Origin of the sequence: Arthrobacter sp. AFG7.2 (genome assembly GCF_002892835.1) — a bacterium.
Classification (GTDB): Bacteria; Actinomycetota; Actinomycetes; order Actinomycetales; family Micrococcaceae; genus Arthrobacter.
In genome coordinates this window covers 56,932-82,498 of sequence record NZ_PJMB01000003.1, presented here as the reverse complement: position 1 = coordinate 82,498, position 25,567 = coordinate 56,932, and the positions used below count along the sequence as shown (strand labels likewise).

The following is a 25,567-nucleotide window of genomic DNA, read 5'->3' as shown; positions in this document are numbered from 1 at the left end:
AGCTCCGCCCCGGAAGGAACCAAAGGTTCCCGCCGGGGCGGAGCCGGTCACCCGCCGTCGGACGGTGTGGGTGGAGGAGGCATCCACTCCAGGCCGTCCTGAGCCGTGATGGCGGTGTGAGAACTAGCTGCTGATAGCGGACGACATCTCGGCGTGGGCTTTCTTGCCCGCCTCATCCGTGGATAACCGTTCGAAGAGAACCTCGGAGGTGTACCGCTTGATGATTTCCTGGATCGCGCCGGCGCCCTTCGGCGGCGGAGCCGGAGCCTCGCCCAACTCCTCCTTGATCTGGTCAATGAACTTGACCACCTTCACGTCAGCCGGGGTGAGCTTGGACTCGATGGCCGCGCGGACTTCCGAGTTCGGGTAGACGCCGCGGTCTGCCAGGAGCGCTTCGCCCGCCTTGACGTTGTTGGCCAGGAAGTCGATGAACTTGGCGGTTTCCTCAGGGTGCTTGGTGCGGGACGAAGCGGACCAGAACTGTGAGGCCTTGTACCAAAGCCCGGCATCCTCGGCTGAACCGGTCTTGGTGGGGAACCGCATGATCTTCAGGTCGCCACCGGAGGCCTTTTCCAGGGCAGGTGCCTGGTTGGACCACCAGAACGCCATGGCGTTCTTGCCCGTTGCCAGCCCGCTCTGGTCCAGCGGCGCGGCCTCTGCCTCAATAACCTCGGAAGCGGACGGCACTGCCTTCTTCGCGCTGAGGTCCTTCAGGAACGCCCACCATTCGGCGATGTCTTCCGGCTCGAATCCAAGCTTGCCGTCCGAAGTGTAGAGGGACTTGTCGTTCTGCCGGAGCCAAACACCCAAGGAAGCTTCGTCCGTACCGTATGCAGCAGCACCGTAGGTGCCACCGGGCGACTTCTCGGTGATCTCGGCTGCAATGCGGCCGAAGTCCTCCCAGGTCCAAGTGGAGTCATCGGGGATCGGAACGCCGGCGGCCTCAAAGACAGCAGGGTTGGCCAGGATCGTGGCGGCGTTGATGCCGGCGGCGATGCCCGTCAAACCGTCCTCGCTCTTGCCTGCGTTGAGTGCAGCCTCGTCGAGCTTGGAGGTATCGATCTCATACTTGGAAAGATCCAGGAGGGCGCCACGGCTGGAGTATTCCGTGATGTACTTTTCGTCCATCTGAATGATGTCCGGTGCGTCGTTGGCGGCAACCTGGGTGGCCAGCTTGTCCCAGTACCCGCTCCAGTCGCCGAACTCGGGCTTGATCTTGATGTTCGGGTTCTCTGCTTCGAACTGCTTGATGGCTTCCTGGGTCAGCTGGGCGCGCTTGTCGCCGCCCCACCAGGAGAACCGGAGCTCGACGGGGCCATCAGCATTTTGCGGGGTGGACCCTCCGCCGCAGGCACTAAGGGCCATGACGACGGCGGCAGCGGCTGCAACGACGCCCGTCTTACGGATGCGGCGGGTTGCGCCATGGGAACGTGACGGTTGCCTGGCAGCAGACGCAGGGCGGGGAAAAAGCTGCACTGGTAACTCCGATCTTCTTTGATCTTGATGCTGGGGAATACTGCGGATCACTGAGGGGATAAAAGCTAAACACGAAAGCGCTTTCTGGAGCTAATACTACAAGTGGCAAACTTGTAATACAAGACTTGAGGGAACATCCTCCGGCCTCTTTTCTTCCTTCGGGCGCCCAGCCGCGGGCCCCACGGCCGAACGGCCCGTCGCAACGACGGGCCGTTCGGGGAGTTGCTCTCCAGAACGCCGCAATACCGCGCCGCCTGGAGGACCTGACTTTACTTGATGCCGGTGGTCGCGATGCCCTTGATGAGGAACCGCTGGCCGAAGAGGAACACCAGGAATACCGGCAGGAGGGACACGATGGACATCGCGAACAGGGATCCCCAGCTGGTTGCGGACTGTGAGTCGACGAAGGCCCGGAGTGCTACCGGAACGGTGAACATGTCCGGATCCGTGAGGTAGATGAGGGCCCCGAAGAAGTCATTCCAGGTCCAGATGAACGTGAAGATGGTGGTGGTGGCCAGTGCCGGCACCATCAGCGGCAGGATGACCCGCAGGAAGATGCGCGGATGACCGGCGCCGTCGATCCTCGCAGCCTCATCCAGCTCACGCGGAATGCCGCGGATGAACTGCACCATAAGGAAGACGAAGAACGCTTCGGTAGCCAGCAGCTTGGGCACGATCAGCGGCCAGAAGGTGTTCACCCAGCCGATCTGCGAGAACAGGATGTACTGCGGAACGATCACCACGTGGAACGGCAGCATGATGGTCAGGAGCATGATGCCGAACAGCAGCTTCTTGGCAGTGAACTGCAGCCGGGCGAAGGCGTAGGCAGCCATCGAGCATGAGATCAGGTTGCCAAGGATGGATCCGATGACCACGATCGCCGAGTTGATCATGTAGTGGCCAAAGGGGTGCGTCAGGGCCGACCAGCCGGAGGTGTAGTTGCTCATCTCCAGGCTGTTGAGCCAGAGTCCCGGTTCGCGGAAGATCAGCTCGTTGGGACGCAGCGATGAAACAACCATCCAGAGCAGCGGGTAGATCATCAGGCCGCCGGCCAGGATCAGGATGCCGTGCTTCATCAGGGATTTTCCGCGCTGCGCCCGGCTAAAGGCCAGGGTTCCGCGGGACTCGCGGGGCTTGCGGTGGTTCGTAGGCTTGCCGGCGCCTCCGGACTTCTTGTCCGGGGTGGGCAGCGTCTCCAGCTTAGTCGTCATAGAAAACCCAATACTTAGAAGCGATGAAGTTGATGGCGGTGAAGACGCCGATGATCACCAGCAGGACCCATGCCATGGCTGACGCGTAACCCATGTCGAACTGGCCAAAGCCCTTTTGGTAGAGGTACAGCGTGAAGAACATCGTGGAGTCCGACGGTCCGCCGTTGCCGCCCGAAACGATGAACGCCTGGGTGAAGGACTGGAACGATCCGATGATCTGGAGCACCAGGTTGAAGAAGATGATCGGGCTCAGCATCGGCAGGGTGATCCGCCAGAACTGCTGGAGGGTGGTGGCGCCGTCAACCCTGGCAGCCTCGTAGTACATGTGCGGTATCTGGCGGAGGCCGGCCAGGAAGATGATCATCGGGGCGCCGAACGTCCAGACGTGCAGCAGGATGATGGAGCCAAGCGCTGTGCTGGGGTCCGAAATCCACCCCGGTCCCTGAATGCCGAACATTGCCAGGACCTGGTTCACGAGGCCTGTGGTGCCAAAAATCTGCTTCCACAGGATGGCGACGGCCACCGAACCGCCCAGGAGGGACGGCAGGTAGAACACTGAGCGGTAGAAAGGCAGGCCGCGGAGGCCCTTGTCCAGGACCAGCGCGATCAGCAGCGCCACGGCGAGCTGGAGCGGCACACCGACGAACACGTACGTGAAGGTCACGCCAAGCGAGTTGTGCAGCCGGGCGTCACTGAGCATGCGGGTGAAGTTGTCCAGCCCTACCCATTCCGGCGGCTGGAGCAGGTTGTAGTCCGTAAAGGACAGATACAACGACATGATCATGGGACCGATGGTGATGGCTACAAGGCCCACCAGCCACGGCAGCAGGAAGATATACGCTGCCTTGTTGTCCCGGCCGTTGGCCTTCTTCTCTGCGGCGGTGGCTTTGCCCTTGCGCCGGGTTATGGAGCTGAGTTCGCTGATGGCGCTCACTGTTGCCGTCCCGTTCCTGTCATCAGGCCCGCTGCTGCCGGCATTCCTGCCGGCCGCAACGCCCTGGGTATGTGCTTAGCGGCCATGTGGTCTCCTTTGGTCATCGTGGCCTCCACGTTCCTGGTATCGCCTCGGCGATAGGTGCTGCTCCCGTTCCTGGAGGGTCTCCCGGGGCAGAGTCCCGGCGGACTTTCCTGCCGCGGGAGGTGCGGATTGAAAAGCGGCTCGGTACCAAAGTAAACGGTTTCTTGACTCCTGTATAGCCCTTTGTTAGTTTTTGAGAAAACGCTTTCTGTTATGCACGTCACTACGAATAAGATCACATCACCTAAGGGGCAGGACAATGCGGTTACGTCTCACGAAGTCAGTCATGGGGGTTGCGGGAGCAACGGCAGCCCTCGCCATGGTCCTTACGGGCTGCGGCGGCAATTCCGAAGCCGGAAAAGTCGGCACCGCCGAGGATCCCGTCACCATTCGTTTTGCCTGGTGGGGCAACGATTCCCGGGCCAAAACAACCCTCGACGTCATCAAGGATTTCGAGGCCGCGAACCCGGGCATCAAGGTGCAGGGCGAGAACACGGAGTTCAGTTCCTACTGGGACAAGATGGCCACCCAGATCGCCGGCGGGACCACTCCGGACGTCTTCGCCATGAGTGGCGCCTACCCCAGCGAATACGCGAGCCGGGGCGTCCTGCTGGACCTGGACAAAGTCAAGGAGGAGATCGACACCTCCAAGTTCGCCGAAGGCACCGTGGACCTCGGCAAGATCGACGGCAAGCAGTACACCATCACTGCCGGCGTGAACTCGATGTCCATGGTGGTCGACCCGAAAGTCTTCGAGGCTGCCGGCGTAGAGCTGCCCGACGACGAAACGTGGACCTGGGACGACTACACGGAGATCGCCGCCGAAATCACAGAGAAGTCCCCGGCAGGCACGTTCGGCACCACCCCCATGTCCAACGACTCCTTCCTGGCTGTGTGGGCCCGCCAGAACGGCGAGGATCTGTACACCGATGACGGCAAGAAGCTGGCCATCAGCGAGGGCACGGCAGCCAAGTGGTTCGAGCTGAACAAGAAGCTCATGGAGACCGGCGGCGCACCCTCCGCTTCACAGACCGTGGAGGACGGTTCTGCCCAGCCCGAAATGACCCTGATGGGCCAGGGCAAACAGGGCATGAAGATCTCCTGGAGCAACCAGATGAACTCCTACTCGGGTTCTCCGCTGGTCATGATGAAGCTGCCCGGCGAGAGCAAGCAGCCTGGTGCGTGGCTGCGGTCCTCCATGGAGTACGCAATCTCGTCCAAGTCCGCGCACCCCAAGGAAGCGGCTCTCTTCATCAACTACCTGGTGAACAACGTGGACGCTGCCAACAAGATCAAGAGCGACCGCGGCATGCCGGCCAACACCGAACTCAAAGCTGCCATCACTCCCCTCCTGAAGGAATCGCAGCAGAAGGAAGCCGAATACCTGGACCGCATCGCCGAGATGGACATCGAACCGCCGCTGCCGTTCCCTGCAGGTTCCTCCGCCACCATGGAGGTCCTGAACCGGTTCAACACGGATGTGCTGTTCGGCAAGATCTCCCCGCAGGACGCTGCCAAGGGCTTCATCCAGGAAGTCAACTCGAACCTGGGCTGATCCCACCCGCATCACAACATCTCAACCAGGAGGCAGGCCAGTGACCGTAAGCAGCGAGCCAGCCAGGCCCAGCGCGATCGCCGGATACGGGGATTGGCCTGCCTACATCCAGCACCACCCCCGGTACCAGGCCGCCACCCCGGCTGCCCAGGAACTCGCGGACGCCCTGGGCGTTCCGGGAGCGCCACCGCAGCCGGAGGTGGCGGTCCACTGGGAAAAGACGCACGACGGCGTCACCACCTCCCAGGTCAGCTGGCAGTTGGGCTTCGGTCCCCGCACTACTGGCTGGCTGATCCGGCCGGCCGGCAGTTCCGGGCCGCTGCCCGGCGTCCTGGCGCTGCACTGCCACGGCGGAAACAAATTCGGCGGGGCGGACCGACTGGTGGAACTGCCCGCGCCCGCGCAGCATCCTTCGGCGGAGCAGGCTACAGCTGGGCACTACGACGGCCGCGCCCTTGCCACCGAGGTGGCCCGGCGTGGTTTCGCCGTCCTGGCGCACGACACCTTCGCGTGGGGCAGCCGCCGCTTTGATCTTTCCGCCCCGCCGTGGCGGACAGCTTCGGCACTTGAGGCGAGGCTGGCACAGTGGCGGGAGGACGGCGTCGTCCCTTCCGAAGCCGAGATCTACAACGCTGCCGCAGGATTCCACGAGGAAACCGTGGCCAAGGCAGCGGGCCTGCTGGGCACAAGCCTCGCCGGCATGGTGGCCCACGACGACCTCGCCGCCCTGGAGGTCCTGGCCGGTTTGCCGGACGTGGACCAGGACAGGCTGGGCTGCATAGGTTTCTCCGGTGGCGGCGGCCGTTCCGTCGCCCTCGCCGCCCTGAATCCCCGCATCAAAACCTATGTGGTCACGTGCATGATGACCACCTTCCAGTCTCTTCTGCCTGCCTACCTGGACGCCCACTCATGGCTGCTGCAAACGCCGGGACTCTGGAGGCTGGGCGACTGGCCCGAACTCACGGCCAGGTCCGGTGCCGACAGCCTCCTGGTGCAGTACGCCCTGGCAGACCAGCTTTTTCCCGAAGACGGCATGCGCGACGCGCACCGCATCCTGGAGTCATTGCACGGCCAGGAAAGCTACACCGGGAGCTTTTGGCCGGGCGGCCACGTTTTCACTGCCGGCATGCAACAGGAAGCGCTCGATTTCCTGGCCGGGTCACTCAACGCCAATGATCCCCAAACCCTCCCTACTCCCAGCTACCAAGGACCCTCCCGATGATTAATCAGTCCGCCACCGCGGAATCCGCAATCCACACCGGAGGAGGGGCCGCACCGGCTACCGTCCCGCGCATCGCCCTGGTGGGTGTCCACGGCTTCGGCGAACGGCACCTTGCCAACCTCGCCAGGCTCCAGCAGGCAGGCGTCCTGGAACTGGTTGCCGTGGCGGACCCGAACCCGCCCGCGCCGGGACGCCTGGCCCCATCGGTAGCTGTGTTTGACGACCTGGCCCAACTGCTGGCAGCGGACCCGGGCATCGACGTCGTGATCCTCGCCACCCCCATCCAAACGCACGCTCCCCTGGCCCTTGCGGCGCTTTCGGCAGGGAAGGACGTGTACGTGGAAAAGCCGCCGGTCGCATCGCTTGCCCGGTTCCAGGAGGTACTGGCAGCCGCGGAAGCTGCGGGAGGGCTGGTCCAGGTGGGTTTCCAAAGCCTGGGATCCCATGCGCTCCCGGCCATCCGGGAACTCGTGGAATCCGGCAGCGTTGGCGAGGTCCTGGGACTGAGCGCCAAGGGGCAGTGGGTGCGGAACAAGGCTTACTTCAAGCGATCGCGCTGGGCCGGAAAGCGGAGCCTGGACGGCATCGATGTGGTGGACGGCGTGGCGACCAACGCACTGGCCCATGCCGTGGCCACTGGGCTCCACCTCGCCGGCGCGCACACCCTCGCGGACGTTGAATCAGTTGAAACGGACCTGTACCGCGCCCACGGGACCGAGAGCGACGACACCTCCATCATCCGCATCCTTACCAGCGGCGGCCGCACACTGCTGTGCGCGCTGACGCTGTGTGCGCCCGAGCAGCAGCGTCCCTCCGTCACGGTGCACGGCACCCGTGGCGAGATCACCCTCTTCTACACCGAGGACGAGGTGGTCATCACCACGCCCGACGGCGAACGCCGCGAAAAATTCGGCCGGACGGACCTGCTGGAAAACCTCTTGGCGGCACGCAGCGCCGGCACGCCGCTGCTGTGCGCACTCCCGGACACCGGCGCCTTCACCACCGTGCTCGAGGCGATCCGGACAGCCCCTGCACCGCAACCCATCAACGCTGACTATGTCACGTGGGCGGGCGAAGGCGACGAGGCCCACCCCGTGGTGCATGGCATTGCCGCGGCCATGGAACGCGCCGTCAAGGCCCAGGCCACCTTCGCCGAGCTCGGACTGCCGTGGGCCCGGGAACTCCCGCCGGTCCGGACGCTTACCTTGGACGGCAATCCCGTTGCGGCGTACCAGGACGGCAGCCGGATCCGTGCCGTCTCTTCACCGCGGCCCTACCTGCACCCAATCCGCACCCTGGCCGGCACCGTGGTCACGGACCACCAGCCGCTGGACCATGTCTGGCACCTCGGCGCCGGCGTGGCCCTGCAGGATGTGGACGGCGTCAATTTCTGGGGCGGCCGCACCTACACCCGTGAAGCGGGCCAGTACGTTTGGCGTCCCGACCACGGCAGCATCGCAGTCAAAGACACACAGGTCGAAGAGATGGCTACGCAGACGGGGGGCGCCGCATGCCGTCTGCAGGAAACCCTGGCCTGGAACGGGCCCGATGGTACGCCGGTGCTTCATGAAGACCGCACCTGGACCTGGTCCGGCGTCAACGCCTCCGTTTGGCAGCTGACGCTTGCCTTTGCCCTCTCTCCCGCCGGCGGCCAGGCTGTCAGCCTGGGCAGCCCCGGCTCCAACGGCCGGTTTGAAGGCGGCTACGGCGGTTTCTTCTGGCGGCTGCCGGCATGTGGGGAAGCCACGGTGTGGACACCGGCGGGTGCCGGCGAGCCGGAGGTGCACGGCTCCGTGGCGCCGTGGCTGGCATGGGCAGGAACGTTCGACGGCGGCGCGGCAACCCTCGTGTTCGTGGCTGCAGAAGGTTCCACCGATCCGTGGTTCGTCCGGGTGGACGGATACCCCGGGGTGGGCCAGTCCCTTGCCTGGGAGAGTCCGGTCATTGCCGAACCGGGGAATCCCGTACAGCGCAGCGTCACCGTCCTCGTGGCCGACGGCGTCCTGGGCACAACCGACATCGAAGCACTCATCAACCAGCAGGGGAACCGTTCATGACCCAGACAACAGCCGACACCTCGTTACTCCTGGGCAGGACCGCTCCTGCCTCTGCCGGGGACCGGGCCATCAAACGCCAACGGGTGCTGGATATCCTGGACGCCAAAGGCCAGGAGTCGCTGCTGCTGACCAGCAACACAGCCCTGACGTGGTACCTGGACGGCAGCCGGGTCCACATCAGCCTGGCCGGCGATCCCATCGCGGCCGTCCTGGTTGACCGCGGCGGTGACCACCTGGTCACGTTCAACAACGAGGCAGGCCGGATCGCTGCCGAGGAACTGCCGGATGGCGTCACCCTTCATTCCGTGCCTTGGTACGGCAACCTGCACCAGGCCGCTGCCGCCGTCGGCATTGCCGGAAGCGCTGCACCGGCAGCCGAGGCGGACGTCGCCGCCGAGCTGCGCGCTGCCCGCCAGCAGCTGCTGCCGGCCGAGACTGCCCGCTACGCCCGCCTCAACGCGGACGTGGCCGGCATCATGACGGACGTGCTGTCCACAGCCCGGCCGGAGACCACCGAGTTCGAGCTGGTGGCTGCGCTGGCAGCCCGGGTGGTCGCAGCCGGCGCGGAGCCGCTGGTCCTGCTGTGCAACGGCAGCAGCCGGAGCGACTTCCGGCACCCGCTGGCCACCCACTCGCCGCTGGGCCGCCGCGCCATGGCAGTGGTCTGCGCACGCAGGGACGGGATGGTCGCCAACATCACCCGCTGGGTAAGGTTCGACGCCGGCACTCCACAGGAGCGCGACGCCGAGGCACGCATCGCAGCGGTGGAGGCGGACATCTTCGACGCCACGGTCCCAGGTGCCCGGCTGGACCGGATCTTCACCGAGATCCAGGCCGCCTACACGCGGCACGGTTTCGGAGCCGACCAGTGGGAGCAGCACCACCAGGGCGGGCCTGCCGGTTACGCCGGACGGGACCCCCGCGTCACCTCCGCCGCGACGGACACTGTTGTCCCGAACCAGGCCTTCACCTGGAATCCGTCCGGACCCGGCGTCAAGATCGAGGACACCGTCCAGCTCACCGAGTCCGGCGTGCAGGTCCTCACCGTGGACCCGCGCTGGCCCTCCACGACCGTCAACGGGCTCGAGCGGCCGGCCACCCTGCAGCTCTAGCCGCAGCACAAAAGAACCCCGGGACCGAACACGGTCCCGGGGTTCTTTTGTGCTGCTGAGGACTACGGAAGCTGCAGTTCCCCGTCAACCCTGCGCGGAATGCCCAGCGGGTTGCTGTCGTGCAGTGCCGGGTGCAGGACCGTTTCGGGCGCATCCTGGTAGGCAACCGGACGCTGGAAGCGGCGTACCGCCGTCGCGCCTACCGAGGTAAAGAGCGAGGTGGTGGCCGGGTAGGGGCCGCCGTGCTGCTGGGCCCAGTTGACGGCCACACCGGTGGGCCACCCGTCAAAGAGGACGCGGCCTGCGAGCTCGGACAGCTGGTCCACCAGGCCCGAAACATCCTCGCCCGGCTGGGCGTGCACCGTGGCGGTCAGGCTGCCAGGTACCTTGGCGAGGACTGCGGACAGCTCCTCCTGGTCCGTGTATTCGATCAGCATGGTGGTGGGGCCGAAGCATTCCTCGAGCAGTTCCTCGGGGCGTTCCAGGGCCTTGGCTGCTGAGGTGCTGAAGACCACCGGGGCGGCCCCATCGGCCACGGCGTCCTGGTCCACGCTGCCGCTGACCACATCAACGCCGTCCACCGACGCAAAGCTGCGCAGGCCGTCCGGGTAGGCCTCTGCAATCCGGCTGGTGAGCATGCCGAGCGCGGGCTTGTCCTTGCTGGCCTCGGCCACTTTCGCGGCAAAGTCGGTGCCTGCCGGAATGAAGACCAGCCCCGGCTTGGTGCAGAACTGGCCGGCGCCCAGGGTGAAGGATCCCGCCAGGCCTTCGGCAAGCTGGCCGGACCGCTCCGCCAGCGCGGCACCGGTGACGACGACGGGGTTCAGGCTGCCGAGTTCGCCGTAGAACGGGATGGGATCCGGACGGGACGTGGCCAGGTCGAAGAGGGCACGGCCGCCGGGGATGGAACCGGTGAAGCCCACGGCCTTGATGGCCGGGTCCTGGACCAGCGCCGTTCCCACCTCGCGGCCGGACACCAGCGCGAAAATTCCTTCCGGCGCACCGGCGGCCCGCAGTGCCTCCGCCATGATTTCAGCCGTCCGTTCGGAGAGGCGCAGGTGGCCCGAGTGGGCTTTCACGATCACGGAGCATCCTACGGCGAGTGCAGAGGCAGTATCGCCGCCGGCCACGGAGAACGCGAACGGGAAGTTGGACGCGGAGAACACCGCCACCGGTCCAATCGGCCGCAGGATGCGGCGGAGGTCCGGCTTGGGCGGCGTGGAGTTCGGGTCCGCGTGGTCGATCACGGCCTCAAGGTATGAGCCCTCGGTGATCACCTTGGCGAACAGGCGCAGCTGCCCGGTTGTCCGGGCCACTTCGCCGGTCAGGCGGGCGGCGCCAAGGCTCGTCTCGGAATCGGCAATTTCCACCAGCTCGGCGGCGTTGGCGTCCAGTGCGTCGGCCACGGCGGTGAGCCAGGCGGCGCGCTCCACATCGGAGGCAGCCGCGGAAATTTTGGCTGCCTCCGTAGCGGCGGCCGTCAGCTCGGACAGGGAAAGGGTTGCAGTAGTCACTTGAGGTACCTGTTCTGTGTGTCTGGATTCATCGAGTCTGCGTTGTTCTGCTTCAGCCTGCGTCGTGGAAGCGGAAGCCGAGCCCTGGCTGGTCCGTGAGCGTCACCCGGCTGCTGCTGAACCGGACCGGCGACGGGCCGGCCAGGATCCCCAGCTGCTCAAAGGATGCCTCCTCCACGTCCTCCACCAGGGTGGGCTCCGCGAGTGTGAGCGCCAGCTGGCCGGACAATTCGGGGAGCAGGTGCGGCATCACCTTGATGCTGTTGGTCCGGGCAAGTTCCACGATGCGCCGGAAAGGTGTGATGCCTCCCACCCGGATGATGTTCGGCTGGATGATGTCCACTGCCTCCGCCTCTATGAAATCGCGGAAGCGGTAGATGGTGTGCAGGTTTTCACCGAGGGCGATCGGCACGGGCGAGTGCTTCCGGAGCCTGCGGTACGCCCACAGGTCGTCCGCGCGGATGGGTTCTTCGAGCCACTCCAGTCCGAACCCGGCCAGGACATCCAGGGCTTTGAGCGTGGTGGGCAGGTCCCAGCGCTGGTTGGCGTCAATCATCAGCTTCCGGTCCGGCCCCAGGACGGACCGGACCGCGGCGACGCGCTCGGCGTCCTCGCGGATGTCCGGCTTGCCCACCTTGATCTTTACTGCGTTATGGCCGGCTGCGACCCACCGCTCAGTCTGCGCCACGAGCTCTTCGAGGCTGTAGTGCAGGTTTACCCCCGAGCCGTACACCTCCGCGGACTCCTGGCGCTGGCCCAAAAATCCCGTGACGGAAGTGTTGGCCCGGGAGGCCTGGCGATCCCACAGCGCCAGGTCCACGCCGGCCATCGCAATGGTGGTCAGTCCTCCGCCGCCGGCCTCGTGCAGCCGCTTCCACAGCGCATCCCAGACAACTTCCGGGTTGGCCGGCAGCCCGGTGATGAACGGGGCAATGTCATGGTCCAGCAAGGCTTTGACCGCCTGCGGGCCAATGGTGGGCGTCCACGAAAAACCGTGCCCCGCGCCGCCGTCGTCCGTGTGGATCTCCGTAACGATCACATGGTTTTCAGGGGCTTCCGCACCCCAGCTGCGCCGCAGCGGAACCGTGATGAGCCTGGTGCTGAGGCCTGTGATGCGCGGTTCGGTGCGGACGGCAACAGCCGCGGGGGCACTCATCAGCGGCCAGCCAGCTCGTAGCCCTTGGCGAGGATGGCCTTCAGCTGCACCAGCTGCTCCTCGGAGGGGTCCACCAGCGGCGGGCGCACGGGGCCGACGGGCAGTCCGCCCAGGCGCAGGCCCGCCTTGATGAGCGACACGCCAAACCCGGGGGTCTGGTCGCGGAGGCGGACCAGGGGCGCGTAGAAGCCTTCGAGCAGGGCGTTGCGGCGGTCCTCGTCGCCGGCAACGTAGGCGTCGTAGTAGGCCTTGGCGATCTCCGGGGCCATGGCGAAGGCGGCCGAGGAGTAGAGCGGGATGCCGAGGCCGCGGTAGGCGCCCTGGGTCAGTTCTGCCGTCAGCAGGCCATTGAACAGGGCGAAGTCCTCACGGCCGGTGGCACGTACGGCGGACACGATTTCCTGTGCCAGGCCAACGTCCCCCAGGCCATCCTTGAAGCCGACCACCTTGGGGTTTTCAGCCAGGCGGGCCATGGAGGCGGCCGTGAACTTGGCGTTGCCGCGGTGATAGACGATCACCGGAAGGCTGCTGGCATTGGCCACAGCCTCGATGTAGGCCACGAGCCCGTCGGTGGGGCCGGTGACCAGGTACGGCGGCAGCACCAGGAGGGCGTCCGCACCGGCTTCTTCTGCAACACGGGCGGCGGCAATGGCATGGCCCAGCGGACCGCCGGCACCGGCAACAACCGGAACCTTTCCTGCCACGACCTCGACGGCGGCCGTCACCACCGTGCGGACCTCCTCGATGCTGAGGGCGTGGAATTCACCGGTGCCGCAGGCCGGGAAAACGCCGCCCGGCCCGAACGGGAGCCGTGAGCTGATGTGCTCTTTGAGCAGCTCCACGTCTACGGCACCTTCGGCTGTGAACGGGGTGACGGGAAAGAACAGTACGCCGTCGAATTTCATGGTGTCTCCTTGGCTCCGCTGCCGGCCGTAACCAGCGCGGAGTTCTCGTCGTTGAGGGTGGTGTGGGACTTCAGTTCAGTGCGCCAGCTGCGCGTGGGCTGCCAGCCCAGGAGTTCCTGTGCTTTGGCGATGGAGAAGGCCGGGCTGGTGCCGGTGAGCCCTGCGCTGAGGGTTTCGCTTCCGGGCAGGAATTTTGGCATGAGCTCGGCAAGGGGCGCGGTGGCCAGCGCATCGCCGGCTCCCACGAAGAAGGTTTCGCCGTTGGGGATGGATGGCATTTTCTCCAGCAGCAGGTCCAGGAAGTCCGCCACGTCCCGGGCATCCACGTAGTTGAACAGCGCGGGCGCGGACAGGGCAGGATCGGCCAGCCGTTCAGCGAGGGTGTGGCCCTGCTGCGTCGGCGCTCCCTCCCATTCCTCCGGCGAGATGACGAAGCACGGACGGAACGCCGCGTACCGGATTTTCTCGCCCTGGGCGGCAGCGAACGTCTGCACGGTCTGCTCGGCGATCAGTTTGGACAGTGCGTAGGCGTTCCACGGCCGCGGGGGTGTCCGCTCATCGAGCGGGAATGACGGCGGCAGCCAGCCGGCGGGAGATCCGTAGCCAAGCACCGTGGGACTGCTGGCAGTGACGATCTTCTGCACGCCAACTTCCGTTGCCGCGCTGATGACGGCAAAGGCGAGCCGCGTGTTCGTGGCGAAAATGACGTCCTCGGGCGCGCTGAACGGTACCGCTATCGCCGCAAGGTGGATGACGGCGTCGGGCGCGGTTTCCCGGAGGAGGCGCAACGCCTCACCCGGGGCCAGGAGGTCTGCTGTTTCCTGCACGACACCGGCGGGCAGGAGGTCGGCGGGAACGGCATCACGGTCCACCGAGATCACGTGATGGCCCTTCTCGGCCAGCCCTGCCACAACACTGCGGCCCAGGCGGCCGGAGCCGCCTGTGACAAAGATCCTGCTCATGTTATTCCTTCGGTTGTTAGGTCCTGGGCAGGATTCAGTTGCCGCGGCGGAGGTCGACGCCGAGGTCCAGGTCCTCGACGCGTACGGGCAGGGAGGATTCAAGGGAGCGGTTGCCGGCGATGCCGACGGAGACGGATCGCAGCCCGTCCAGGTAGCCCGAGGGGCGTCCCAGCGGATCTTCACCCGGGCCGTTGAAGAGGTCCGAGAGCAGGAGCTCGTCGCCGCCGCCATGGCCGCCTTCACCGTTGACGATCGGCACCTCGTACGCGGCTTCCCAGTGGCGCTGGACCACCAGGCGTTCACCGTTGCGGCGGATGGCGTCGTCCTCTTCGATGGGCGTGGCGCTCGGATCCACCACGGTCTTCTTGTCCGTGCTGCTGGTGACGGCAGCGCGTTCCACGACCTCCAGCTCCGCCCGGCCTTCCGTGCCGTTGACTGCTACCCGGTAGCCCTCCCAGGGGCTGTGGGCGTTCAGCGAGTAGCTCAGGCGCGGCCCGCCCTGGTACTCCACCACCAGTGCGAGGTTGTCCTCGATGGTGATGCCGCCGGTGAAGACGTCCTGGTCGCGGCGATAGCCGTCGTAGTGCTCGTTGTCCAGGAAGAGGGCCTTGAGCCGCTCATCTTCGCGCAGGTCCAGGGTGAAGGGGTCCTTCTCGGCAGTGGCCGGCGCATTGGCGTCGGGCGTGCCGCGCTCGGGGCGGGGGCCAAGGCCGCGTTCGGCGGCGTTCTTGTCGCCGTAGAACTTCAGTCCGCCGGAGGCGAAGACCCGCTCGGGGACGTCGTCGATCCACCAGTTGACCAGGTCGAAGTGGTGGGATGCCTTGTGGATCAGCAGGCCGCCGGAGTTCTTCTTTTCGCGGTGCCAGCGGCGGAAGTAGTCTGCGCCGTGAACGGTGTCAAGGACCCAGCTGAAGTCGATGGAGGTGACCTTGCCGATCACGCCGCTCTGGATGATCTCCTTCAGGGCGCTGTTGCGGGGCGAGTAGCGGTAGTTGAAGGTCACCACCACGTTGCGGCCGGTTTCGTGGACGGCTTTGGTGATGCGGCGGCACCCCTCCGCATCGATGGTGAGGGGCTTTTCGACGACGACGTCGGCGCCGGCGCGGAGTGCTTCCACGATGTAGTCCGCGTGGGTGTAGTCGGGGGTGGTCACCACGACGCGGTCAATGCTGTTGGCCTGGATGAAAGAGGTCAGGTCAGCTGGATCAAAAGCTGCGACCGGCCCGGGCGCCCCCAGTTCCTGGATGAGCTTCTGGTAGAACTCCACGCGGCCGGGGTTCACGTCCGAGAAGGCCACCAGCTCTGCGCTGTCTGAGTGCTTGCCGAAGATGGCACGGATGTACATCTCGGAACGTCCGCCGGTGCCGATCAGGGCAATGCGGGCTTTGCCGCCGTGGCTGGCGGCTGCAACGGCGGCGGGAGCAGTCCCGGTGCTGTCCGCGGCCGCGGACTGTGCCTCTGAGGCAGAAGTCGACTCGGCTGTGTTGACCATGAGGGGTACCTTTCGAAGACTCAAAATCCGGCCGGACGGGCCGCTGTTCGTTCAAGCTGCAGTTCTTTTCAACCTGGGTCCGAGAAAGCGTTTTCTCAGACCGCTATATGAGTTGTATCAACCCGGGCGCTCATCCGTCAACCATTGACAGGTCAACAAGAAAGCGTTTTCTGCTCGGGGCTGCCGTCCAGCAGGGAAAGAACGGGAAAATCGTGCGGGAAAACCGGGAAAAGAAGAGAAATCGCTTTCCCGTCCCGTTATATGCTTTCACTCACTACATGCTTTGACTAGTACGCCGCAACACAGCCGGTCCGGACCCTGCCCAAGCAAGGGGAACGGCGCCGGCAGCCACTGCACGCGGCGCGAAGGAAGGGACCACGCATGGTCAGGAAATCGGCATCCGGCAGAATCGGCATCGCAGATGTTGCCGTGAAGGCAGGGGTCTCCCACGCGACGGTTTCGCGCGTCATGAACGGCAACTTTACGGTTGACCCCGAGATTGCGGCGAGGGTCCGGGCAGCTGCGGCAGAGCTGAAATACCAGCCGAACCCTGTGGGTCGAAGCCTTGCCCTGGGCAAGACAGACACCATTGGCATCGTGGTTCCGGACCTGGCCAACCCCACCTTCCAGGCCATTCTGCGCGGGTTGAGCCGGGCCGCAGCCCAGGACGGCTACCGCGTGCTGATCGCCGATTCATTTGAGGTGTCCAGCGAAGAGTCCATCCTCGCCGGCGAGGCACGCCGGCGCTGCGACGGCCTGGTCCTTTGCGCACCCCGTATGAGCGACGCCGAACTGGAAGAGATAGCGCCGTCCCTCCGGCCGCTGGTCCTGATCAACCGCACAACCGCCGCGGCCGGAGTGCCAAGCCTTGTTGTCGATTACGGGCAGGGCGTCCAGGACATCGCCGAACATTTGGTGGACCTGGGACACAGCCGCCTTGCGTTCCTGGCCGGTCCTCCCCGCAGCGCTTCCAACAACCTCCGGCTCCAGGGCCTGGAGGCGTTCAAGGCGGCCCATCCCCAGGTTCAAGTGACCATGCTTGAAGGCGGCTCCGACTTCAACACCGGGCACGAGGCTGTGGACGCTGTGCTGGAGAGCGGTGCCACGGGAATCCTCGCCTTTAACGACCTGGTGGCCATGGGCCTGATGAGCGGCCTGCATGAACGCGGCCTCGACGTCCCCGGCGACATCTCGGTGACAGGCTTCGACGACATCCCTTTCGCGAAATACACGACGCCGGCGCTCACCACGGCTGCGGTTCCCATCACCGAGCTGGGCGAGCAGGCCTGGCATCAACTGCGGGCCCTTATCCGTAACGAAGAGAGCGACGCTCCCGGGAGCCGCTACCAGCCGAGGCTTGAAGTGCGTGCCAGCACGGGTCCGGCAAAGGCCGCCCGGACCGCAGTCCACGGCTGACCTTCACGCGGGGCCGAGGCCCGCTTCCTGGTAGTAGCCCTCGATGTGGGCAGCAACGAGCTTCGCCGCACCTTCGCCGTCGTCATTCCTGATGGCGGCGAGGATCTCACGGTGCTCCGCCTTCAGCCGCGAGGCTGTTGCCTCCCAATCCGGAAGGTTGGAGGTGAGCTGCGATGCGTACCGCTGGATGGATTCGCGCAACGAGCCCATCATGGCACTGACCACGGCGTTGCCTGCGGCGTCGGCCAGTGCCAGGTGGAAGCGGACATCCAGCGCCAGGAAGTCGTCTACGGCCAGCCCGTCAACGGCCATCTCCGCCAGCAGGGCTCCGGCCGCATCGAGTTCCGGCGCGTCCGGCCTGGCTTTCGACGCCGCCCAGGACTCCAGGAGCACACGGGTTTCCACGATGTCCGCCACGGGCAGATGCTGGGTGGCAACATGCAGCCGCAGGGCTGAGCCCAGGGCCGCCGTCGGATCCGAAATGACGACGGTCCCCGCTTCAGGGCCTGAGCCAACGCCGGCCCGGACGACGCCCATGGCCTCCAGGATCCTGATTGCCTCACGCACCGATGTCCGTGAGACCTTCAGCTGCTCCGCAAGCGTGCGTTCGGCCGGAAGGCGGCCGCCGACCGTCAGCCGGCCCTCGGAAAGCTCGTTCTCGATCCACGACAAAACAAGCTGGTGCGTTCGCATAGGAAAATGGTACTTGATGTGGTCCGACCACATGGCTTACAGTGTGGTTAGACCACAGGCGGTCCCGGAAGCGGACCTGCCGGCCAAATGGAGGACGCCATGACCCACACCATCCAGCCCAATAATCCGGAGACGACGCCTGCGCCGGATACCGCCGACATCCAGCCGGCCGCAGCCCCGACGCTGTCCTCCCCCGGAGCCGCCGCCTCCGGCGTTCCGGCAGCACTGAAGCGCCGCATCCCCAAATATTCGGACCTGGCTCCCCTGATGCAGTTCAAGAAGCCGGAGTTCAGCAAGGAAGCCCGGCTCAAACGTGCCAGCACCATCTGGGAGCTCCGGGACATCGCCAAGCGGCGCACCCCGCAGGCACCCTTTGATTACACCGATGGCGCCGCCGAGGAAGAAATTACCCTTCGCCGGGCCCGCCAGGCATTCCTGGACATCGAATTCCGCCCCGGCATCCTCCGCAACGTGTCCGCCATCGACCTGAGCACGGAGATCCTGGGCAAGCCGTCCCGGCTCCCGGTGGGCATCGCACCCACCGGATTCACCCGGATGATGCAGTCCGAGGGCGAGTACGCCGGGTCGCAGGCAGCGGAAGCCGCCGGCATCCCCTACACGCTGTCCACCATGGGTACCGCTTCCATCGAGGACGTCGCCGCGGCGGCACCCAACGGCCGCAACTGGTTCCAGCTCTACCTCTGGACAGACCGGGACCGCTCCCTGGAACTCATCGACCGCGCAGCGAAGGCCGGCAACGACACGCTGATGGTCACCGTGGACACCGCCGTGGCAGGCGCCCGCCTCCGTGACGTCCGTAACGGCATGACCATCCCGCCGGCACTGACCATCAAGACCGTCCTTGATGCCTCCTACCGCCCCGCCTGGTGGTTCAACTTCCTCACCCACGAGCCGCTCACGTTCGCCTCGCTGTCACGCTACACGGGCACCGTGGCCGACCTGATCAACTCCATGTTCGATCCCACCCTGACGTTCGAGGACCTGGACTGGCTGCGCGAAACCTGGAAGGGCAAGCTGGTGGTCAAGGGCATCCAGACAGTGGAGGACGCCCGGCGCGTCGTCGATCACGGAGCCGACGGCGTGATCCTCTCCAACCACGGCGGCCGCCAGCTGGACCGGGCGCCCATCCCGTTCCACCTGCTCCCCGAGGTCAAGCAGGCCTTCACCGCTGACGGCACCGACGCAGCCATCATTCTGGACACAGGCATCATGAGCGGTGCGGACATCGTGGCTGCCCTGGCCCTAGGCGCAGACTTCACCCTGATTGGCCGCGCTTACCTGTACGGCCTGATGGCCGGCGGCCGCGCCGGCGTTGACCGCACCATCCAGATCCTCGAAAAGGACATGGCCCGCACCATGGCCCTGCTGGGCGTCAGCAGCATCTCCGAGCTGACCCCGGACCACGTGCGCCTGCTCAACAAGTAGGTCGCCGCACACGTAAGCAGCCTCCATGCCGGTCATGGAGGCTGCTTACGTGCTTAAGGGCTACTTCTTGCGTCCAAACTTCGGCAGGTTGGGGAGGCTGGCCAGGAGGTCCGCGGCCTTGGTGGCGGCCCGGCCCACCGTCCTGCCGATCTGCTGGGGCACGGTGTCGTCGCTCAGTGGCGCTGCAGTTCCGCCGGGCAGTACGACGGCGGGGCTCAGCTCGGCGCCGTCCGGCACCAGCACACCGGCGGACACGGCATCCGCCGCAACGGCACCGGCAGTGGCTGCCTCCTTGTGGGGGGTCGCGGGCTTGCGTGGGCTTGATGAAGGCTGCCGCGCCTCGTCGGTTTCTGCGGCAGCGGCGTGGGCACGGGCGGCCGGAGCGGGCTGTGCTGCCGCGGGGGCGGCCGCCCCCACGTCGAGGGTTTCAAGCCAGCTGGCGATGCCTTCGAGGGGTTTGCGGTTCAGTGCGTAGTAGCGCTTCTGGCCCTGTGCCCGCATGCTCACCAGCTGGGCTTCGCGAAGGACTTTGAGGTGCTTGGAAATGGTGGGCTGGCTTGCAGCCAATTCCTCCACCAGCTCGCCCACGGCCTTGTCCCCTGAACGGAGGGAGAGCAGGATGTCCCGCCGGGTCGATTCCGCTATGACGGCAAATACGTCGTCTGTCACCATGCCTCCCACCCTAGCGACATATACGTCGAAAGGCATCAACTATTTCGGCGGTGCGGGGGTTTGGGAAGGCGGCAGCAGCACGGGCCTTCAGTCGAACCAGGGGTCCAGTCCGTGAAGCGGAAAGACAGCCTTGCGGGTGGCCATGACCGTGCGGTCCACGGCGTCGTTGGGGTCGAACCCGACCTCCCAGGACCGCCACCACAGCTCCACGTCGTCACTCATCATCACCGGTGCCGCGGAGCCGAATTTCTCCTCGACATACATCCGCCAGTCCTGCGGGACCGGGGTACGCAGGGGAACAGGCCTGCCGGCCGCGATGCCGATCAGGTGGCTCCAGGACCGCGGGACCACCTGGAGGACGTTGTACCCTCCGCCTCCGGTGGCGATCCACCGGTTGTCGCAGTGCCGGGCGGCAAGATATCCGACGGCGGAGGCGGCCTCCCGCTGCCCGTCAACACTGAGGTTGAGGTGGGTCAGCGGATCCGCGCGGTGGGAGTCGCACCCGTGCTGGCTGACGATCACTTCCGGCTGGAAAGCCGCCACCAGCTGCGGCACCACCGCGTGGAACGCGCGCAGCCAGCCGGCATCGCCCGTCCCTGAGGGCAGGGCCACGTTGACCGCTGTCCCCTCTGCCTGCGGCCCGCCGATTTCGTTGGCGAACCCCGTGCCCGGGAAAAGCGTCATGCCGCTCTCATGCAGCGAAACCGTGAGTACGCGGGGGTCATCCCAGAAGATACTTTCCGTCCCGTCGCCGTGATGCGCGTCGACGTCGATGTACGCCACCCTGCGGATGCCGCCGTCGAGCAGTTTCTGCACAGCCAGTGCGGCGTCGTTGTAAATGCAGAATCCGCTGGCCCGTTCCCGGGCTGCGTGGTGCATGCCGCCGCCAAAATTAATGGCACGCAAGGCTGAGCCGTCCAGGATCCTTGACGCGGACAGCAACGAAGCACCCGCAAGGCGGGCAGCGGCCTCGTGCATGCCTGCAAAGGCAGGATCATCCTCGGTGCCCAGGCCACGCGCTTCATCAGGCTGGCCGGGATTCTCGCTGACCCTCCTGACTGCCGCAACAAACTCCGGGGAATGCACGGACTCAAGGGCCGCGTCGTCCGCGACCTCCGGTGCCTCCACCGCAACGTGGTCCAGGTCGAACAGGCCCAGGCTGTCCGCCAACCGGGCCGTCAGGTCCATCCGCTCCGGTGCCATGGGATGGCCGGGTCCGAAGTTGTACGCGGTCATGTCAGAACTCCACGCCACCACCGTTGGGGGCGCGGGCTGGCTGAGACCCGGGAGGTATGTCATCAATCACAGGCTACCTGAGCCGGACGCCCCTCCTGCCCGGTCATTACGCATGCATTAGTGGTTTACTACTCAAGGAAGCAGTTTCAACCGAGGAAAAGCCACACATGACGCAAAGCCAGTCGAGGCCCCGGACCCCGGCCAACTGGCATCCCGCAACCCAGGAGCGGGAAGGCCTCTGGATACTGACGCGTCTTCGCGACTTCGTCGACGACATTGCGAACACCTCGCCGGCCCGGCTGGCACTCAGCGCGTTCGCCGGGGTCTGTCTGGTGTTCACGCTCCTGCTGTCCCTGCCCATCTCCTCTGCCACCGGTACTGTCACGCCACCCCACCAGGCTCTGTTCACAGCCGTTTCGGCCGTGTGCGTGACAGGGCTGACAGTCGTTTCGACGGCGGTCCACTGGTCCTTCTTTGGCCAACTGGTAATCCTGACGGGCATCTTCATCGGCGGACTCGGGACCCTGACCCTGGCATCCCTCCTGGCGCTGATGGTGAGCAAGCGACTCGGGGTGCGCGGCAAGATCATTGCAGCGGAATCAATGAACAACGCAGGGCGCCTCGGCGAGGTGGGTACCCTGCTGCGGATCGTCATCACAACCTCAGTGGTCATCGAAGGGATCCTCGCGCTGGCCCTGATCCCCCGGTTCCTCACGCTGGGTGAGCCGTTCTGGCAGTCCGTCTGGCACGGCATCTTCTATGCCATCTCATCCTTCAACAATGCAGGCTTCACCCCGCATTCGGACGGCATCGTGCCCTACGAAACCGATCTGTGGATCCTCATTCCCCTCATGCTGGGTGTCTTCCTGGGCAGCCTCGGTTTTCCCGTGGTGATGGTCCTCCAGCAAAACGGGCTGAACTACAAAAAGTGGAACCTGCACACCAAGCTCACCATCCAGGTCTCCTTCATCCTCCTGTTCTCCGGCACGTTCCTGTGGGGGCTGATGGAGTGGGAGAACTCGCGGACCATTGGCTCCATGGACTTTGGTGACAAGATTACGCACTCGCTCTTTGCCTCCGTCATGATGCGGTCCGGCGGCTTCAACCTGGTGGACCAGAACCAGATGGAATCCACCACCATGCTGTTGACGGACGCCCTGATGTTCGCCGGTGGCGGTTCAGCCTCGACGGCGGGCGGCATCAAAGTGACCACCATCGCCGTGATGTTCCTGGCGATCATCGCCGAAGCGCGCGGCGACGCCGACGTCAAGGTCTATGGCAGGACCATCCCGGAGGGCACTATGCGGGTGGCCATCTCAGTGATTGTCGCCGGCGCCACCCTGGTTTCGGTCTCAGCGTTCCTCCTGCTGCATATCAGTGGTGCCTCCCTGGACCGGGTGCTGTTCGAAACCATTTCAGCCTTCGCCACCTGCGGACTCAGCACAAACCTCAGCGCCGAGGTCCCGCCGTCGGGCGTTTACGTTCTGACGGCACTGATGTTTGCTGGCCGTGTAGGCACTGTAACCCTCGCCGCTGCACTGGCACTGCGCCAGCGCAGCCAGTTGTACCACTATCCCGAAGAGAGGCCCATCATTGGCTAGTTCCCCAGACGCCCCCCGGCGTCCCGCGCACAACGCTCCGGTGCTGGTGATCGGGCTGGGCCGCTTCGGATCCTCCACGGCGGAACAGCTGGTCAAGCAGGGCAGGGAGGTCCTTGCGATCGAACGCGACCGGACCCTGGTGCAGAAGTGGGCGCCGCTGCTGACCCACGTGGTGGAGGCCGACGCCACGAACATCGACGCGCTCCGCCAGCTGGGCGCGCAGGAGTTCAGCTCCGCCGTCGTAGGCGTGGGCACGTCCATCGAGTCCTCGGTGCTGATCACCGTCAACCTGGTGGACCTGGGCATCGAGCACCTGTGGGTCAAGGCCATCACGCCCTCGCATGGCAAGATCCTCACCCGCATCGGCGCCAACCATGTGATCTACCCGGAAGCCGACGCCGGCGTCCGCGCCGCGCACCTGGTCTCCGGCCGGATGCTGGACTTCATCGAGTTCGACGACGACTTCGCCATTGTGAAGATGTATCCGCCGCGGGAAACAGTGGGTTTCACGCTGGACGAGTCCAAGGTCCGCTCAAAGTACGGTGTGACGATCGTCGGGGTGAAGTCCCCCGGTGAAGACTTCACGTACGCCCGGCCGGAGACCAAGGTGTCCTCCCGGGACATGCTGATCGTGTCCGGCCATGTGGACCTGCTGGAACGGTTCGCCGCCCGGCCCTGACGGCGGCGTCCGCCCACGCTAGCCGAGCTGCTTGGTGATCTCCGCTGCCCGGTCCGCGGCGGCCCGGGCGCCGGCCGCGATGATGGCCGGCAGGCCGCGCTCATCGAAGGTGGCGATGGCGCGTTCTGTGGTGCCGTTCGGGCTTGTCACCGCCTTGCGCAGTGCGGTTGGATCGGCGCCGGGCTCAGCGAGCATGAAACCCGCTCCTGCCACGGTCTCCCGGGCCAGGAGAAGGGAGAGGTCAGGGTCCAGGCCCAGTTCCCGGCCGGCTGCTGCCATGGCCTCCGCCAGGTAGAAGGCGTAGGCGGGGCCTGAGCCGCTGATCGCCGAGAGCGCGTCTACCTGCTCCTCGGGAACCTCCACCACGGTTCCCGCGCTGCGCAGGACGCCTTTGACCTTCTGAAGCTGCTCCGGGGTGCAGTTGGTGCCGGGTGAGACTGACACGACGCCGCGGCCCAGCTTCGCCGGCGTATTGGGCATGGAGCGGATGACCGGCTGTCCGGCCGGCAGTGCCGCTTCAAGCTGGGCAATGGACACGGCCGCGGCCACGCTGACCACCACCGTGCCGGGCGAGAGGGAGCTACTGATCTCCCGGGCAAGGTCCGTGATGCCAACCGGTTTGACGCCAAGGATCACCACGCCGGATCCCTTGGTTGCCTGTTTATTGTTGTCCGGCTCCTCCTCACCGGCGATTGCGGTGATGCCGTGGTGCCGTTCGGCCAGTTCCGCAGCGCGCTCTGCACGGCGGACAGTTGCCACGACATCCGCCGGATCCGTCCCGGCTTCCAGCAGGCCACTCAGAATTGCTTCGTTCATGGATCCACAGCCAAGGAATGCGATTCGGTTGCTCATGGCTCCATCATTACAGCTTGTCCCGGCCGCCGCAGAAATCGATGACCCGGGTGAACCTGGAAAGTCCCGGGAACTGCCGAAATCGCCTTCCCAGCTGGCTCACATGTTTGGTGCAGGTACCTCACAACTTGGAGCCCTAACGTAGTGAGTACCTCATTGAGGGTGCGAGTGATGCGGCAGGGATGGGGATCCCTGCCAGGGCACCGGCAGGCGGCACCGGGTTTTCCCCCATTTTCCTGGTGCCGGCGCCGGTGCTTCCGCTTTTAAGCCTCCCGGCGGGCGTTGCGGCGGTGCGCTAAACCGCGGCTTCGACAGCCTGCCGCGGCGCCACGTGGGGTGCCAGTTCCAGCGGCCCGGAAAACACCAACTGGTCCAGCCGGCGCAGAATGAGACCTTCACGCAGGGCCCAGGGGCAGATCCGAAGCTTTTTGAATTTGAACAGTTCCAGGGCGGCCTCCGCGACGAGGGCTCCGGCCAGCAGCTGGTGGGCGCGCGCCTCGGAGACGCCGGGCAGGTGAAGCCGGTCCTCGGCCTTCATCGCCGAAATGCGCTGGGCCCAGATCCCCAGGTCGGAAGCATGCAGTTCCCGCTTAATGTAGGGGCCTTCCGCGCTGGGGGCAGCGCCGGCGATCCGGGCCAGGGAGCGGAAAGTCTTTGACGTTCCGGCGACCACGTTGGCCCGGCCCAGTCCGTCGAATTCCCGGACGGCAGGCTTGAGGGTGGCGCGGATGTACCGCCGCAGCTCCTTAACGCTCTTAGCCGAGGGCGGGTCTTCGGCGAGCCAGTCCCGCGTGAGCCGGCTGGCACCCAGCGGTACGGAGGTGGCCACTTCCGGGAGCTCGTCCTGGCCGAAGGCCATCTCGAAGGAGCCGCCGCCGATGTCGAGGTTCAGGATCGGCCCGGCACCCCAACCGTGCCAGCGCCGGACGGCGAAGAACGTCATGGATGCTTCTTCGCTGCCGGTGAGCTCCTGCAGTGTGACGGTGGTTTCGTGCTTGACCCGGGCCAAAACCTCGGGACCGTTGGTGGCCTCGCGGATCGCCGATGTACAGAAGGCCAGGAGGTCCTCTGCCTTGTGCCTGGCAGCGAATTCCCAGGCTTCGAGGACGAACTCGGTGAGCTCGTGCTGGCCTGCGTCGTTGATGCTGCCGTCCGGCTCCAGGTACTGGACCAGGGACAGCGGCCGTTTGTGCGACGCGAAGGGAACCGGGCGCGCGCCGGGGTGGGCATCCACCAGGAGGAGATGGACAGTATTGGACCCGATATCGAGGACGCCTAGCCGCATGCTGCCA

General features: G+C 65.6%; 21 protein-coding genes. 8 read left to right on the top strand and 13 right to left on the bottom strand.

Features of this window, described 5'->3' with window-relative positions; all coding sequences use genetic code 11:
* Positions 1–123: 123 nt before the first annotated feature.
* The 3 genes from CXX84_RS06860 to CXX84_RS06850 form a co-directional block, all read right to left on the bottom strand.
* Positions 124–1,476 carry an ABC transporter substrate-binding protein gene (locus tag CXX84_RS06860; protein WP_102975963.1) on the bottom strand — a complete coding sequence of 451 codons (1,353 nt, stop codon included), beginning with the start codon at positions 1,474–1,476 and terminating at the stop codon, positions 124–126.
* Between the two features lie 269 nt (positions 1,477–1,745).
* Entirely contained in the window at positions 1,746–2,687 is a 942-nt protein-coding gene (locus CXX84_RS06855; protein WP_102975962.1) for a carbohydrate ABC transporter permease, read from the bottom strand.
* Positions 2,677–3,621, bottom strand: coding sequence for a carbohydrate ABC transporter permease (locus CXX84_RS06850; RefSeq protein ID WP_102975961.1), 945 nt, complete (start codon positions 3,619–3,621; stop codon positions 2,677–2,679). Before CXX84_RS06850 ends, CXX84_RS06855 begins: the two co-directional genes overlap by 11 nt.
* Positions 3,622–3,964: 343 nt before the next feature.
* Here CXX84_RS06850 and CXX84_RS06845 point away from each other — a divergent pair, with 343 nt between their 5' ends.
* Genes CXX84_RS06845 through CXX84_RS06830 form a run of 4 tightly spaced genes read left to right on the top strand, consistent with a single transcriptional unit; the run spans position 3,965 to position 9,651 of the window.
* On the top strand, positions 3,965–5,260 hold the full coding sequence (locus tag CXX84_RS06845; protein WP_223253003.1) for an ABC transporter substrate-binding protein: 1,296 nt from the start codon (positions 3,965–3,967) through the stop codon (positions 5,258–5,260).
* A gap of 40 nt (positions 5,261–5,300) precedes the next feature.
* Positions 5,301–6,482 (top strand): acetylxylan esterase, encoded by a 1,182-nt coding sequence (locus tag CXX84_RS06840; protein WP_223253002.1) that lies wholly within the window; start codon positions 5,301–5,303, stop codon positions 6,480–6,482.
* Positions 6,479–8,539, top strand: coding sequence for a DUF6807 family protein (locus CXX84_RS06835; RefSeq protein WP_102975958.1), 2,061 nt, complete (start codon positions 6,479–6,481; stop codon positions 8,537–8,539). The genes CXX84_RS06840 and CXX84_RS06835 overlap by 4 nt, the downstream gene beginning before the upstream one ends.
* Complete coding sequence (locus CXX84_RS06830; RefSeq protein ID WP_102975957.1) at positions 8,536–9,651, top strand: M24 family metallopeptidase; 1,116 nt, start codon at positions 8,536–8,538, stop codon at positions 9,649–9,651. The genes CXX84_RS06835 and CXX84_RS06830 overlap by 4 nt, the downstream gene beginning before the upstream one ends.
* A gap of 62 nt (positions 9,652–9,713) precedes the next feature.
* Here the strand turns inward: CXX84_RS06830 and CXX84_RS06825 are convergent, their stop codons facing one another.
* Genes CXX84_RS06825 through CXX84_RS06805 form a run of 5 tightly spaced genes read right to left on the bottom strand, consistent with a single transcriptional unit; the run spans position 9,714 to position 15,680 of the window.
* Positions 9,714–11,165, bottom strand: coding sequence for an aldehyde dehydrogenase (NADP(+)) (locus tag CXX84_RS06825; protein WP_102975956.1), 1,452 nt, complete (start codon positions 11,163–11,165; stop codon positions 9,714–9,716).
* 52 nt (positions 11,166–11,217) lie between these two features.
* Complete coding sequence (locus CXX84_RS06820; protein ID WP_102975955.1) at positions 11,218–12,321, bottom strand: mandelate racemase/muconate lactonizing enzyme family protein; 1,104 nt, start codon at positions 12,319–12,321, stop codon at positions 11,218–11,220.
* Positions 12,321–13,226: a 5-dehydro-4-deoxyglucarate dehydratase gene (locus CXX84_RS06815; protein WP_102975954.1), complete on the bottom strand. Its 906-nt coding sequence runs from the start codon at positions 13,224–13,226 to the stop codon at positions 12,321–12,323. The genes CXX84_RS06820 and CXX84_RS06815 overlap by 1 nt, the downstream gene beginning before the upstream one ends.
* Positions 13,223–14,188 carry an NAD-dependent epimerase/dehydratase family protein gene (locus CXX84_RS06810; RefSeq protein WP_102975953.1) on the bottom strand — a complete coding sequence of 322 codons (966 nt, stop codon included), beginning with the start codon at positions 14,186–14,188 and terminating at the stop codon, positions 13,223–13,225. The genes CXX84_RS06815 and CXX84_RS06810 overlap by 4 nt, the downstream gene beginning before the upstream one ends.
* A 34-nt stretch (positions 14,189–14,222) precedes the next feature.
* Positions 14,223–15,680, bottom strand: a complete 1,458-nt coding sequence (locus CXX84_RS06805; protein ID WP_102975952.1) for a Gfo/Idh/MocA family oxidoreductase — start codon at positions 15,678–15,680, stop codon at positions 14,223–14,225.
* A 381-nt stretch (positions 15,681–16,061) separates the two neighbouring features.
* Between CXX84_RS06805 and CXX84_RS06800 the strand changes: the two genes are divergently transcribed.
* A complete protein-coding gene (locus CXX84_RS06800; protein WP_102975951.1) occupies positions 16,062–17,096 on the top strand; it encodes a LacI family DNA-binding transcriptional regulator in 1,035 nt (344 codons plus the stop codon).
* A 3-nt stretch (positions 17,097–17,099) separates the two neighbouring features.
* On the opposite strand, the gene CXX84_RS06795 is transcribed toward CXX84_RS06800, so the two are convergent.
* Positions 17,100–17,789, bottom strand: a complete 690-nt coding sequence (locus tag CXX84_RS06795) for a FadR/GntR family transcriptional regulator (protein ID WP_102976239.1) — start codon at positions 17,787–17,789, stop codon at positions 17,100–17,102.
* A gap of 99 nt (positions 17,790–17,888) precedes the next feature.
* Here CXX84_RS06795 and CXX84_RS06790 point away from each other — a divergent pair, with 99 nt between their 5' ends.
* Entirely contained in the window at positions 17,889–19,235 is a 1,347-nt protein-coding gene (locus tag CXX84_RS06790; protein WP_102976238.1) for an alpha-hydroxy acid oxidase, read from the top strand.
* Positions 19,236–19,295: 60 nt separating this feature from the next.
* On the opposite strand, the gene CXX84_RS06785 is transcribed toward CXX84_RS06790, so the two are convergent.
* Positions 19,296–19,907: an ArsR/SmtB family transcription factor gene (locus tag CXX84_RS06785; protein ID WP_102975950.1), complete on the bottom strand. Its 612-nt coding sequence runs from the start codon at positions 19,905–19,907 to the stop codon at positions 19,296–19,298.
* An 87-nt stretch (positions 19,908–19,994) separates the two neighbouring features.
* Complete coding sequence (locus CXX84_RS06780; protein WP_102975949.1) at positions 19,995–21,206, bottom strand: acetoin utilization protein AcuC; 1,212 nt, start codon at positions 21,204–21,206, stop codon at positions 19,995–19,997.
* Between the two features lie 104 nt (positions 21,207–21,310).
* Here CXX84_RS06780 and CXX84_RS06775 point away from each other — a divergent pair, with 104 nt between their 5' ends.
* The gene (locus tag CXX84_RS06775) at positions 21,311–22,744 is read left to right on the top strand and encodes a TrkH family potassium uptake protein (RefSeq protein WP_102975948.1); all 1,434 of its coding nucleotides are present in this window, start codon (positions 21,311–21,313) and stop codon (positions 22,742–22,744) included.
* A 40-nt stretch (positions 22,745–22,784) separates the two neighbouring features.
* A complete protein-coding gene (locus CXX84_RS06770) occupies positions 22,785–23,423 on the top strand; it encodes a potassium channel family protein (RefSeq protein ID WP_172801511.1) in 639 nt (212 codons plus the stop codon).
* 18 nt (positions 23,424–23,441) lie between these two features.
* On the opposite strand, the gene proC is transcribed toward CXX84_RS06770, so the two are convergent.
* Both proC and CXX84_RS06760 read right to left on the bottom strand, forming a co-directional pair.
* A complete protein-coding gene (gene proC, locus CXX84_RS06765) occupies positions 23,442–24,275 on the bottom strand; it encodes a pyrroline-5-carboxylate reductase (protein WP_102975947.1) in 834 nt (277 codons plus the stop codon).
* 295 nt (positions 24,276–24,570) lie between these two features.
* Positions 24,571–25,560, bottom strand: coding sequence for a Ppx/GppA phosphatase family protein (locus CXX84_RS06760; RefSeq protein WP_102975946.1), 990 nt, complete (start codon positions 25,558–25,560; stop codon positions 24,571–24,573).
* Positions 25,561–25,567 lie beyond the last annotated feature (7 nt).